The sequence below is a fragment of the Streptomyces johnsoniae genome (assembly GCF_031845565.1).
GTDB lineage: Bacteria > Actinomycetota > Actinomycetes > Streptomycetales > Streptomycetaceae > Streptomyces > Streptomyces johnsoniae.
In genome coordinates, this window is the sequence record NZ_JAVREV010000001.1 from 295,619 (window position 1) to 308,310 (window position 12,692).

Consider the following 12,692-nt stretch of genomic DNA (forward strand, 5'->3'; position numbering starts at 1 on the left):
CGCGCCAGCGTAGGCGGTACCACTGACAGCGGGACGGGCCGTGGGGCCTAGGACTGCCCTAGGCCCAAAAACCCATGGGAACTGTCAGAGGCTGCTCGTAGGCTCGTATGTTGATGTCTGCCTCAGCCGATCCCCCCGCGTCCCCTGCCAGAAAACGTTCCGTCGTCCGTTCCCTTCTTCGGCTGTGGCCCTACGTCCGCCCGGTTCGCGCGAGAGTCTTCAGCGCCGCCGGCGTGGCCGTCGTCGCCGCCTCGATGGGGCTGCTCATGCCCCTGGTGCTGAAGTGGATCGTCGACGGTCCCGTCGCCGACGGCGACACGTCCGGGGTGTGGCTCGGCGGTGCGGTGCTGCTCGGCGTGGGGCTGGCCGAGGCCCTGCTGTTCGGTCTGCGGCGGTGGCTGGTGGCCAGGCCGCTGGCCGGTGTCGAGGCGTCGATGCGCGCCGCGCTGTACCGGCACGTGCAGCGGCTGCCCGTGTCCTTCCACGACCGGTGGGCCACCGGCCAGCTGCTCTCGCGCGGCACGGGGGACCTCCAGCTGCTGCGGATGTTCCTCGCGTTCGGCCTGACGTTCCTCATCGTCAACAGCGCGACCATCCTCATCGGCCTCGGCATCCTGATGTCGCAGGGCTGGCAGCTCGGCCTCGTGCTGGCCGCCCCCGTGGTGCCGCTGATCTGGCTGTGCGCCCTGTTCGAGAACCGGTTCTCCCTGGTCGCGCGCCGGGCGCAGGACCAGATGGGCGACCTCACCACCGTCATCGAGGAGTCCATCCTCGGCATCCGCATCATCAAGGGCTTCGGCAGGCATCGCAGCCAGGCCCGCGCCTTCCACGCGCTCTCCGGCCGCCTGATGGGGACCGAGCTGCACAAGGCCCGCCTGCTCGCCGGGATCTGGCTGGTCATCCTGGCCCTGCCCGAGATCTTCCTCGGCGCGGCCCTCGTGCTCGGCGCCGTGCAGGTCGCCGACGGCGACCTCACCGCGGGCACGCTCGTCGCCTTCATGACCACCGCGATGGCGCTGCGCTGGCCGATCGAGTCCATCGGCTTCCTGCTCGCCCTGTGCAACGAGTCGGCCACCGCGACCGACCGCTTCTTCGACGTCATGGACACGGAGGTGCCGCCCGAGTCCGCCAGGGAGGGCACGGCGCTGGTGCCCGGTGCCCCCGACGGCCTCCGCTTCGACAACGTGGTGTTCCGCTTCCCGGACAGCCCGCCGGGCAGCCCGCCCGTGCTGGACGGGATCGACCTGCACATCCGCCCCGGCGAGACGCTGGCGCTCGTCGGCGGCACCGGCAGCGGCAAGACCACCCTGATCGGCCTGGTGCCGCGCCTGCACGAGGCCACCTCGGGCCGCATCACGCTGGACGGTGAGGACATCGCCGCCCTGCCCCGGGCCGAGGTGCGGCGGCGGGTCGCCGTCGCCTTCGAGGAGCCGACGCTGTTCTCCGCCACCGTCCGGGAGAACGTGCTGATGGGCGCGGACGGCGTCGGGCACGAGGAGATGGAGCGGGCCCTGCGCGTCGGCCAGGCCGCCGACTTCGTCCACGCCCTGCCCCAGGGCCCGGAGACCGAGGTCGGCGAGCAGGGCCTGAGCCTGTCCGGCGGGCAGCGGCAGCGGCTGGCGCTGGCCCGCGCGGTCGTCGGCCGGCCGCCGTTCCTCGTGCTGGACGACCCGCTCTCCGCCCTCGATGTGCACACCGAGGCCCGCGTGGAGGCCGCGCTGCGCGAGGTCCTCGCGGACACCACCGCGCTCGTCGTCGCCCACCGCCCCTCGACCGTGCAGCTGGCCGACCGTGTCGCGCTGCTGTCCCACGGCCGCATCGCCGCCGTCGGCACCCACGCCGAGCTGCTGCACTCCAACGCCGAGTACCGGCACCTGATGACCGGCGAGCACCCCGAGGTGTCCCTGCCATGACCGCCACCGTCCCGAAGCAGGCCCCGAAACAGCCGCCCGCCGCGCCGGAGCGTCCGGGGCCCGACATGTTCGACCAGGACACCCTGCCCGCGCCGCGGGGCGCGTCCCGCCGCCTCCTCGGCTCGCTGCTGCGCCCCCACCGCCGCCGGATCGGCCTGGCCGCGGCCCTGCTGCTCACGCAGCAGGCCGCCGTGCAGGCCGTGCCGCTGATCGTCGCGTACGCGATCGACAGCGGTGTGCCCGCCGTCCGCGACGACGACAACGGGCCGCTGATCGCGGTCGCCGTGGCCTACCTGCTCTGCGCGCTCGGCGCCGGGCTGCTCCAGTACACGTTCATCCGCGTCTCCGCCCGGGTCAACCAGAGCATCCTGCTGGAGCTGCGCGGCCGGATCTACCGCCACGCGCAGGCGCTCAGCCTCGACTTCCACGACCGCTACACCTCGGGCCGCCTGATATCGCGCTCCACCAGCGACGTCCAGTCACTGCGCGAGCTGCTGGAGGAGGGCCTCCAGGAGATGCTGATCATCCTGGTGTCCCTGGTGTACATCGGCGGGCTGCTGTTCTACCTGGACCTCGGCCTCGGCGGGGCCGCGCTGCTGTCGTTCGTGCCGCTGTGCCTGCTGGTGCGCAACTACCGGCGGCGTTCCGCCCAGCGCTTCAGCAGGCGTTCGACGGCGATCGCGGCGGTCATCGTCAAGTTCTCCGAGACGCTGAACGGGATCAGGCCGGTGAAGGCGTTCCGCCGCGAGCGGGCCAACGACGCCGCCTTCGACGAGCTGAACCGGCGCCACGAGCGCGTGAACGGCGACACCATCCTGGAGATGGCGCGCTTCGTCGTGCTGTCGCGGCTGGTCGCGGCCGTCTCCATCGCCGGGATCGTGCTGTGGGGCGCGCAGCGGGTCACCTCGGGCGACATGGAGCTTGGCGCGCTCGCCGCGGGCGCGCTGTACGTCCGGCGGCTGTACGACCCGCTGGACCGCTTCGCGATGATCCTGAACAACTACCAGTCGGCGGTGGCCTCGCTGGACAAGATCGCGGGCCTGCTCGCGCAGCGCCCCGACGTGCCGGAGCCGGAGCGGCCCGTGGAGCTGCCGCCGCGCTCGGCCGGGCAGCCGGGCCGCGAGGTCGTCTTCGACGACGTGCGGTTCGCGTACCGGACGGGCGGCGAGGTGCTGCCGACGTTCCGGCTGACGCTGCCCGCCGGGCAGACCACGGCCCTGGTGGGCGCGACCGGCGCGGGCAAGTCCACGCTGGCGAAGCTGCTGGCCCGCTTCTACGACGCGACGGAGGGCCGGGTCCTGCTCGACGGCAGGGACCTGCGGGATCTCACCATGGCGGAGCTGCGGCGCGGTGTGGTGATGGTGACGCAGGAGGCGTTCCTCTTCTCCGGCACGGTCGCGGAGAACATCGCGCTGGGCAAGCCGGACGCCTCGCGCGAGGAGATCGAGCGGGCGGCGAAGGCCATCGGCGCGCACGACTTCATCGCGTCGCTGCCCGAGGGGTACGAGACGGACGTCCGCAAGCGCGGCGGCCGGATCTCGGCGGGGCAGCGGCAGTTGGTGGCGTTCGCCCGGGTGCTGCTGGCCGACCCGTCCGTGGTGATCCTGGACGAGGCGACGTCCTCGCTGGACATCCCCGGGGAGAAGGCGGTGCAGGAGGCCATGGTGACGGTGCTGCGCGGGCGCACCGCCCTGGTGATCGCGCACCGGCTGTCCACGGTGGAGATCGCCGACCGGGTGCTGGTGATGGAGGGCGGGCGCATCGTCGAGGACGGGCCGCCCGCGGATCTGATCGCGGGCACCGGCCGGTTCTCCGACCTGCACCGCGCCTGGCGGGAGAGCCTGGCGTAGGCCGTGCCGTTCGGATCTTCCCGGGGCCGCGCCGGGGGCCCGCCGTCGCGGGCCGTCCGGCGGGCTCGGCCGTCAGCGGAGGAGGGTGCCGTGGGCCTCGGTGTCCTCCTCCCCCGGCAGCGCCACGAGGCCGAGCTCGGCGCGGTGGGCCAGCAGCCGGTGGGAGGGCAGGATGCGGACGGTGTAGCCGAACGGGCCCGGCCGGTGCAGGGACAGCTCGCCCGAGAACGTCCAGCGGCCCGCGAGGTCGGCCCCGCCCTCCGGCTTGAGCTGCACGTACACCGAGTCGGCGAGCGTGTCGTCGCCGTCCACCCGGCCGGTGACCGCCTGCACCTCGACGGCCGCCGGATCGAGGTCGCCGAGGGAGACCCGCACCCGCAGCGACACCGTTCCGCCGAGGGTGGGCGACTCGGCGCCGGGCTCGACGTGGTCGACGGAGACCCGCGGCCACTCCTGCCGGACGCGGTCGGCGTACGCGGCCAGCTCCCCGGCGGCCTCCGGGGTCATCGCGCGGTGCGCGGCGGCGGCCGGGGCGTAGAAGCCGGTGACGTACTCGCGCAGCATCCGGTCGGCCAGCACGCGCGGGCCCAGCCGGTCGAGAGTCGCGCGGACCATTTCGAGCCAGCGGATGGGCAGCCCGCCGCGGTTCACGCCGCGGTCGTAGAAGCAGGGGGTGACCTGCTCGTTCAGCAGGGTGTAGAGCGCGGCGGCCTCGATCGCGTCGCGCCGGTCGGGCTCGGCGGCGGCCAGGCCGTCGGCGGTGGGGATCTCCCAGCCGAAGTCCGGGTCGAACCACTCGTCCCACCAGCCGTCGCGCACCGACAGGTTGAGGCAGCCGTTGAGCGCGGCCTTCATCCCCGAGGTGCCGCACGCCTCCAGCGGGCGCAGCGGATTGTTGAGCCACACGTCGCAGCCCGCGTACAGGGAACGGGCCATCGCCATGCCGTAGTCGGGCAGGAAGACGATGCGGTGGCGGATCGCCGGGTCGTCGGCGAACCGGACCAGGTCCTGGATGAGCCGCTTGCCGCCGTCGTCCGCCGGGTGGGCCTTGCCCGCCACGACGATCTGCACCGGCCGCTCCGGGTGCAGCAGCAGGGACGTGAGGCGCTCGCGGTCGCGCAGCATCAGCGTCAGCCGCTTGTAGGAAGGGACGCGCCGGGCGAAACCGATGGTCAGAACGTCGGGGTCCAGGACGTCGTCCACCCAGCCCAGCTCGGCCTGCCCGGCTCCGCGCTGCCGCCAGGAGGCGCGCAGCCGGGCGCGGACCTCGTGCACCAGCTGCTCGCGCAGGGTGCGGCGCAGCTCCCACAGTTCGGCGTCGCCGAGCGCCTCGGTGCGCGCCCGCAGCATGGCGTCCGCGGTCCAGGTGGGGGCGTGCACCCCGTTGGTGACCGCCCCGATGGGGGCCTCTTCGGCGTCGAAGCCGGGCCACAGGCCCGCGAACATGCCGCGGCTGACGTTGCCGTGCAGAGCCGAGACGCCGTTGGCCCGCTGCGCGGTGCGCAGGCCGAGGACGGCCATGTTGAACTGCGGCTCGCCGTCCGCGGTCGTCTCGCGGCCGAGGCGCAGCAGTGCCTCGGTGCCCAGGCCCGCCAGCTCGCCGCCCTCGCCGAAGTGCCGGGCCACCAGCTCCTCAGGGAAGCGGTCGATGCCCGCGGGCACCGGGGTGTGGGTGGTGAACACGGTGCCGGCGCGGACGGACCACAGCGCGGCGTCGAAGCCGGTGCCCGCCTCGCCCAGCTCGCGGATGCGCTCGGGGCCGAGGAACCCGGCGTGGCCCTCGTTCATGTGGCACACCTCGGGCTCCGCGTGCCCGGTGACGCGGCAGTAGGTGCGGACGGCGCGCATGCCGCCGATGCCGAGCAGCATCTCCTGGAGCAGGCGGTGCTCGCCGCCGCCGCCGTAGAGCCGGTCGGTGACGTCACGTTCGGCCGGCCCGTTCTCCGCGACGGTGGAGTCGAGCAGCAGCAGCGGAACGCGGCCCACCGCGACCTGCCAGATCCGGGCGGTCAGGGTGCGGCCGACCGGCAGGTCGAGCGTCACCCGGGCGGGTGTGCCGTCGGGCTCGGTGAGCGGGGTCAGCGGCAGCTCGTGCGGGTCGATCACCGGGTAGTGCTCCTGCTGCCAGCCGTCGGGCGACAGGCTCTGCCGGAAGTACCCATGCCGGTAGAGCAGGCCGACGCCGATCAGCGGGGCGCCCAGGTCGCTTGCGGCCTTGAGGTGGTCGCCGGCGAGGATGCCCAGGCCGCCCGAATACTGCGGCAGGGCGGCGGTGATGCCGAATTCCGGGGAGAAGTAGGCCACGCAGCGGGGCAGTTCGCCGCCGGCGCGGGCGTCGGCCTGCTGGTACCAGCGGGGCTCGGTCAGGTAGTCGCGGAGGTCGCCGATGGCCACGCCGAGGCGGCGCAGGAAGCCGCGGTCGGCGGCGAGTGCGGCCAGCCGGTCGGCGGAGACGGTGCCGAGCAGGCGCACCGGGTCCTCGCGGGCCGCCTGCCAGCTGTCAGGGGCGACCGAGCGCAGCAGCTCGCGGGTCTCGGGGTGCCAGGACCAGCGCAGATTGAACGCCAGCTCCTGGAGGGGTCGCAGGGGTTCGGGAAGGACGGGGCGAACGGAGAAACGACGGATGGCCTTCACGTTTCCGACCGTAGCCGGGGCCCGGGGGCGGTAGCGGCGGATTCCGGGCCTTTCGGCTGGAATGGCGCCGGTAAACCACCCCCGGGGACCACGCGGGGCGGTCAGGGGACGGGCACCCCGGGCGGCTCGGACTCGGGCTCGGCATCGCCCAGGATGCGCGGGGCCAGCTCGGTGGTGGGCCGGATCGTTCCCTCGGCGATCTCGGCCGCGTAGTGGCAGGCCACGCGGTGTCCGCCGCCGATGTCCTTCAGCTCGGGGCGCTCGGTGTCGCAGCGCTCCGGCTGCCGCCACGGGCAGCGGGTGTGGAACCGGCAGCCCGTGGGCGGGCTGGCCGGGGAGGGCAGGTCGCCGCGGAGCAGGATGCGCTCGCGGGTGTCCTCCAGATCCGGGTCGGGCACCGGCACCGCCGACATCAGCGCGCGCGTGTAGGGGTGGCGCGGCTCGGCGTACAGGGAGTCGCTCGGGGCCTCCTCCACGAGGGCGCCGAGGTACATGACGCCGATGACGTCGGAAATGTGCCGAACGACGGCCAGGTCGTGGGCGATGACGACGTACGTCAGGCCCATGGCGTCCTGGAGTTCCTCCAGCAGGTTGAGCACCTGGGCCTGGATGGACACGTCGAGGGCGGAGACCGGCTCGTCGCAGATGATGAGGTCGGGCTCCAGAACGAGCGCGCGGGCGATGCCGATGCGCTGGCGCTGGCCGCCGGAGAACTCGTGCGGGTAGCGCGACAGGGCACCGGCCGGCAGGCCGACGCGCTCCAGGATCTCGTTGATCTTCACGCGGCGCTCCTCGCGGGAGGCGCCGATGCCGTGGGCGGCCATGCCCTCGGCGAGGATGGACTCGATGTTCTGCCGCGGGTTGAGGCTGCCCAGCGGGTCCTGGAAGATCATCTGTAGGCGCCTGCGGGACTGCCGCATCTCCTCGTCCGGCAGGGCGGCGAGGTCGGTGCCGTCGAAGAGGACACGGCCCGAGGTGATGTCGTTCAGCCGCAGGATGGCCCGGCCGAGCGTCGTCTTTCCGCAGCCGGACTCGCCGACGAGGCCGTAGGTCTGGCCCGCGGACACGGACAGGGAAATCCCGTCCACGGCGTACACGTGTCCGATCGTCCGGTCGAAGAGCACCCCGCGCTTGATCGGAAAGTGCACCTTGACGTCGTCCAGTTCGAGCAGGCTCATGCCGATGCCTCCGTTCCGGAATCCGTTCCGGTGTCCTCGTCGGTACCCGCGCCGGCCTCAGGGCCCTTGCCGTCCCCGTCGGAGGCGGAGTCCTGGGCGGCTTCCTCGGAGGAGGTGGGTGGCTTGTCCAGCAGGGTGGTCGTTTCCGGGGGGCCGGTCATGACCGGGTTGACGCAGCGCACGTCGTGGCCGTCCGCGCCGCGGGGCAGCGCGGCCAGTTGCGGCGTGCCGCGCAGGCACTCGTCGACGTAGAAGTCGCACCGCGGCGCGAAGGCGCAGCCGTCCTGCCACGCGATGGTGTCGTTGATGGAGCCGCGGATCGGGTTCAGCCGTTCGCCGCGCGGGGCGTCGAGCCGCGGGATGGAGCCGAGCAGCCCGTGCGCGTACGGATGGGCCGGGGCGGCGAACAGCGGGCGGCGGCCGGCGGCCTCCACCACCTTCCCGGCGTACAGCACGTTCACCGTGTCACACATGCCGGCGACCACGCCCAGGTCGTGCGTGATCATCAGCAGCGCGGTGCCCTGGTCGTCGACCAGCTCCTTCAGCAGTTCCAGGATCTGCGCCTGGATGGTGACATCCAGCGCGGTCGTCGGCTCGTCGGCGATCAGCAGGCGCGGCGCGCAGGCCACCGCCATCGCGATGAGGGCCCGCTGCCGCATCCCGCCCGACAGCTGGTGCGGGTACTCCTTCAGTCTGCGCGTCGGGTCGGGGATGCCGACCCGGTCAAGCAGGTGCGCGGCCTCCTTGCGCGCCGCCTGGCCGCGCAGGCCGCGGTGGCGCGTCAGGATCTCGGTGACCTGGACGCCGATCGGCACGACCGGGTTCAGGGAGGACAGCGGGTCCTGGAAGATCATCGCCAGCTGCGTGCCGCGCAGGTCGCGCAGGGCCGAGCGGCCCAGCGTCAGCAGGTCGACGGTCTCCCCGCGGCCGGTGCGGAACATCGCCCGGCCGCCGACGCGCACGCCCTTGTTCGGCAACAGGCCCATCAGCGCGAGCGAGGTGACGCTCTTGCCGCAGCCCGACTCGCCGACGAGGCCGACCACTTGGCCTTCGTCCACCGAGAAGGACACCCCGGACACGGCGTTCACCTCACGCATGCCGCGCCCGCCGAAGGTGACCGCCAGTTCGTCCACGGAAAGCAGGGACATGACGCATCAGCTCCGCAGTTTCGGGTCGAGTGCTTCCCGCATGGCCTCGCCGAGGAGGGTGAAACCGAGGGCGGTGATGATGATGCCGAGCGCGGGATAGACGGCCATCATCGGCGCTTGGTCGAAGAACCGCTGGGCCTGCGCGAGCATCACGCCCCACTCCGGCTGCGAGGCGTCGGGGTTGCCGAGACCCAGGTAGGACAGGGCCGCCGCCTCGATGATGGCGGTGGCCAGGGCGAGGGTGGTCTGGACGATGACCGGGCCGAGCGAGTTGGGCAGCACGTGGCCCAGCACGATGCGCCGTCGGCGCACGCCCAGGGCGCGGGCGGCCAGCACGTAGTCGGCGCCGGCCTGCGCCAGCATGGAGCCGCGCAGCAGCCGGGCGAATATGGGGATCTGCACGACCCCGACGGCGATCATGACCGTGGTCAGGCTCTGCCCCATGACGGCGGCGATACTCACCGCCAGCAGCAGCGAGGGCATGGCCAGCATCATGTCGATGAAGCGCATCAGCACGGTGTCGAGGCGCCGCCCGGCCGCGCCGCCGAAGGACAGGGCGGCGCCGGCGATGCCGCCGATGAGGGCGCCGATGGTGAGTCCGAGCACGGTGGAGACGACGCCGACCATCAGCGTCTGCCGGGCGCCGACCAGCATGCGGGACAGTTCGTCACGGCCGAGGTGGTCAAGGCCGAGCCAGTTGTCGCCGCGGGGGCCGATGAAGACGGCGGCGTTGACCCGGACTTCGCCGCGCCACGTCTGCGCGGTCGGGTCGTAGGGCGCGATCCACGGGCCGACGATGGCGATGATGACGAACACGGCCATGATGCCGCCGCCGATCATGGCCATCTTGCTGCTGCGCAGTCGGCGCAGGGCCTCCGCCCACAGGCTGCCGCCGGTGGCGGTCTCGCGCCGCGCGGTGAGTTCGGCCAGGCGGTCGATCTTTGCGGTCTTGGTGGTCATCAGTTCACCCGCACTCTCGGGTCGATGACGCTGTAGGCGAGATCCACGAGCAGGTTGATGAGGACGTAGGTGAGGGCGATGAAGAGGATGAAGCCCATCAGCACGGGGTAGTCGCGTCCGTCGATGGCGGTCTGGATGAACGAGCCGATGCCGCCGAACGCGAAGACCGACTCGGTGAGCACCGCCCCGGAGAGCAGGCTTCCGGTGGCCAGGCCGACGGTCGTGACGACGGGCAGCAGCGCGTTGCGCATGACGTGCCGGCCGCGGACGACGCGCTGGTTGAGGCCCTTGGACTCCGCGGTGCGCACGTAGTCCTCGCCGAGTACTTCGAGCACGCTGGCGCGGGTGATGCGGACGATGAGCGCGAGCGGGATGGAGGCGAGGGCGACGCCGGGCAGCACGAGGTGTTCGATGGCGTCCCAGGAGGCGTCCCACTCGCCGGTGAGGAGCCCGTCGAGGACGAAGAATCCGGTGACTTCCGTGGCGTCGATGCCTGTCGACTGTCTGCCGACGCTGGGGAGCCAGCCGAGGTTGACGGCGAAGAGGGCCCGCAGCAGGAAGGCGAGGAAGAACACCGGGATGCACACGCCGATCAGCGAGCCGGAGACGGCGGTCACGTCCAGCCAGCTGCCGCGCCTGCGGGCGGCGAAGTAGCCGAGCGGTATGCCGATGACGACGGCGATCAGGATGGCGGTGAGCGCGAGTTCCACGGTGGCGGGGAACCGCTGGGTGAACTCCTCCCAGACCGGCTGGCCGGTCTGCACGGAGGTTCCCAGATCGAGCTGGAAGAGCCGCTCCATCCAGCGGCCGTACTGGACCCACACCGGCTCGTCGAGGCCGAGGGCGGCCTCGATCTGACGGCGGTCGGCCTCGGTGGCGCGCTCGCCGAGCAGCGCGGAGGCCGGCCCGCCGGGCAACCGGTTGATCCAGAGGAACAGGAGGATCGTCAGGCCGAACAACGTGGGTATCAGTTGCAGGAGCCTGCGAACGATGAGACGGAGCACCGAAAGGCTCCCCTTTCTCTGTGGGCCCGGAATTCACACGTCCGCCCGGCCACGGGGTGTTGTGGCCGGGCGGATTTTCCAGGGCCTGCTCGCCTGAGCTACGTGAAGCTATTTGAAGGAGACTTCGGCGAAGTTCTCCTGGGTGAGCGGGGACACCGTCGGCGGGTTGACGTCGGCGGAGAACGCGATGGAGGGCGGCGAGCTGGAGATCGGCACGCCGGGCAGGAAGTCCATGACCATCTCGTTGATGTCCTCGTAGAGGGCGACGCGAGTGGCCTCGTCGGGCTCCGTCTCGGCCTGGGCCATCAGGTCGAACAGCTCCTCGTTCTCGAAGCCCCACTCCTTCATGTAACTGGCGAACCAGGTGCCGAGGAAGTTGAAGCCGTCGTTGAAGTCACCGGTCCAGCCCAGGAGGTAGATGTTGCAGCCGCCGTCCCGGGTGGTCTCGGTGTAGTCCGGGTTCCACTTGAGCGGGACCGGGTTGACCGTGATGCCCACGGCCTCCAGGTCGGCCTTCAGCAGCTCGTAGATGTCGGCGGGGGCCGGCATGTACGGGCGGGTGACCTCGGTCGGGTAGCAGAAGTCGAGCGTCAGGTTTTCCGCGCCCGCGTCCGCGAGCAACTGCTGGGCGCGCTCGGGGTCGTACTCGTAGGTGGTGACGTCGTCCGAGTAGCCGGCCACCGTGTCGGGCATGAACTGGCTGGCCACGACGCCGCCCTCGGGCAGCTGGGTGTTGACGATGTTCTCGCGGTCCATGGCGTGGGCCAGGGCCTGGCGCACTTCGGGCTCGGCGAGTGCCTCGTTGCTGTCCTGTGTGATCCCGAGGTACAGGATGTTGAACACGTCGCGGACCGGGACCTGGAAGCCGTCGCCTTCCAGCGTCGCCACGTCGGCGGGCGCGACCAGGTCATAGCCCTGGATGTCACCGGCCTGGAGCGCCTGGCGGCGGGCGTCTTCCTCGGGGATGGTGCGGATGACCAGCTCCTCGACACCGGCGGTGTCGCCCCAGTAGTCGTCGAAGCGGGTAAGGCTGACCTCGCCGTTGCCCTTGTTCCACTCGGTGATCTCGAACGGGCCGGTGCCGGCGACGGTGCCGGCCTCCTGGCTGTAGCCGGGGAACGTGATGTTCTCGCCTTCGCCGCTCGCCTCCTCCTCGGCGTACGCCTCCAGGGCGTTGGGCGAGTGGATGGCGAACGCCTGGAGGGAGAAGCCGCCCGGGTAGTTCGCGGAGGGCTCGGCGACCTCGATGACGGCCGTCAGGTCGTCCTGGGCGGTGCAGCCGACGTAGTTGGGGTCGGGCGTCTCTTCGCTCTCGTTCTGCGCGAAGCCGCCGAACACGGTCTGCCAGTAGTAGGAGATCGTCGTGTTCTGGTAGGTGCCCGACCAGTTGTACCAGCGGTCGTAGTTGGCGCAGACGACCTCGGCGGTCAGCTCGGCCCCGTCGTGGAACGTCACCCCGTCGTGGAGGTTGAACGTCCACTCGGTGCCGGCCTCGTTGCTCTCCCAGGTCTCCGCGAGGCCGCCCACCAGCTCGGTGCCGCCCGGCTCGTGCTCGATCAGCGCCTCGAATGCCTGGCGGGTGACGCGGAACGTCTCGCCGTCACTGGCAAGCGAGGGGTCCAGGGAGGCGGGGTCGCCCGCGGCACCGAAGACGAACGGCTGGGAGTCGTCACCCGAGCCGTTCTCGTCGTCGTCGCGCTCGCTGGCGCAGCCGGTCGCGATCAGGCCGATCGCGAGTACGGCCGCGAACATCTTTGCGGCCCTGGGTCTTGCTATGCGCATTGATCCACCTCAATGGGTCGGCGGTGGTAGGCCCTGTCTCGGAGCCAGACGTTCGGTGGACGGCACATTACTGCGCAGGTACATAGCTGTGAACCGCATACCGGACGGCGATACCGACCTGAGACGTGCCCCATAAAGGGGGACAGAATGCCTTCTATCAGGCGCACTTGTGCCGTTTCAGCGGCCGAACGGGCGCGCGGCAACCTTGTGCGCCCCCTGCGGC

At 71.7% G+C, this 12,692-nt stretch carries 8 protein-coding genes; 2 read left to right on the top strand and 6 right to left on the bottom strand.

Going from position 1 to position 12,692, the window contains the following annotated elements; translation table 11 throughout:
• Nucleotides 1-113 precede the first annotated feature (113 nt).
• On the top strand, nt 114-1,913 hold the full coding sequence (locus RM779_RS01350) for an ABC transporter ATP-binding protein (protein ID WP_311614868.1): 1,800 nt from the start codon (nt 114-116) through the stop codon (nt 1,911-1,913).
• Entirely contained in the window at nt 1,910-3,763 is a 1,854-nt protein-coding gene (locus tag RM779_RS01355) for an ABC transporter ATP-binding protein (RefSeq protein ID WP_311614869.1), read from the top strand. Before RM779_RS01350 ends, RM779_RS01355 begins: the two co-directional genes overlap by 4 nt.
• A gap of 72 nt (nt 3,764-3,835) precedes the next feature.
• On the opposite strand, the gene glgP is transcribed toward RM779_RS01355, so the two are convergent.
• The 6 genes from glgP to RM779_RS01385 form a co-directional block, all read right to left on the bottom strand.
• On the bottom strand, nt 3,836-6,397 hold the full coding sequence (glgP, locus tag RM779_RS01360) for an alpha-glucan family phosphorylase (protein ID WP_311614871.1): 2,562 nt from the start codon (nt 6,395-6,397) through the stop codon (nt 3,836-3,838).
• A gap of 101 nt (nt 6,398-6,498) precedes the next feature.
• Nucleotides 6,499-7,575: an ABC transporter ATP-binding protein gene (locus tag RM779_RS01365; RefSeq protein ID WP_311614873.1), complete on the bottom strand. Its 1,077-nt coding sequence runs from the start codon at nt 7,573-7,575 to the stop codon at nt 6,499-6,501.
• Nucleotides 7,572-8,723 (bottom strand): ABC transporter ATP-binding protein, encoded by a 1,152-nt coding sequence (locus RM779_RS01370; protein WP_311614876.1) that lies wholly within the window; start codon nt 8,721-8,723, stop codon nt 7,572-7,574. Before RM779_RS01370 ends, RM779_RS01365 begins: the two co-directional genes overlap by 4 nt.
• Before the next feature lie 6 nt (nt 8,724-8,729).
• Nucleotides 8,730-9,683 carry an ABC transporter permease gene (locus RM779_RS01375; protein WP_311614878.1) on the bottom strand — a complete coding sequence of 318 codons (954 nt, stop codon included), beginning with the start codon at nt 9,681-9,683 and terminating at the stop codon, nt 8,730-8,732.
• Complete coding sequence (locus tag RM779_RS01380) at nt 9,683-10,687, bottom strand: ABC transporter permease (protein ID WP_311614880.1); 1,005 nt, start codon at nt 10,685-10,687, stop codon at nt 9,683-9,685. The genes RM779_RS01375 and RM779_RS01380 overlap by 1 nt, the downstream gene beginning before the upstream one ends.
• Nucleotides 10,688-10,795: 108 nt before the next feature.
• Nucleotides 10,796-12,469 carry an ABC transporter substrate-binding protein gene (locus RM779_RS01385; RefSeq protein ID WP_311614882.1) on the bottom strand — a complete coding sequence of 558 codons (1,674 nt, stop codon included), beginning with the start codon at nt 12,467-12,469 and terminating at the stop codon, nt 10,796-10,798.
• Between the last annotated feature and the right edge of the window lie 223 nt (nt 12,470-12,692).

Coding starts and splice junctions, on each gene's coding strand:
- RM779_RS01350 (WP_311614868.1), top strand. CDS start 114: ATGTCTGCCTCAGCCGATCCCCCCGCGTCCCCTGCCAGAAAACGTTCC.
- RM779_RS01355 (WP_311614869.1), top strand. CDS start 1,910: ATGACCGCCACCGTCCCGAAGCAGGCCCCGAAACAGCCGCCCGCCGCG.
- RM779_RS01365 (WP_311614873.1), bottom strand. CDS start 7,575: ATGAGCCTGCTCGAACTGGACGACGTCAAGGTGCACTTTCCGATCAAG.
- RM779_RS01370 (WP_311614876.1), bottom strand. CDS start 8,723: ATGTCCCTGCTTTCCGTGGACGAACTGGCGGTCACCTTCGGCGGGCGC.
- RM779_RS01375 (WP_311614878.1), bottom strand. CDS start 9,683: ATGACCACCAAGACCGCAAAGATCGACCGCCTGGCCGAACTCACCGCG.
- RM779_RS01385 (WP_311614882.1), bottom strand. CDS start 12,469: ATGCGCATAGCAAGACCCAGGGCCGCAAAGATGTTCGCGGCCGTACTC.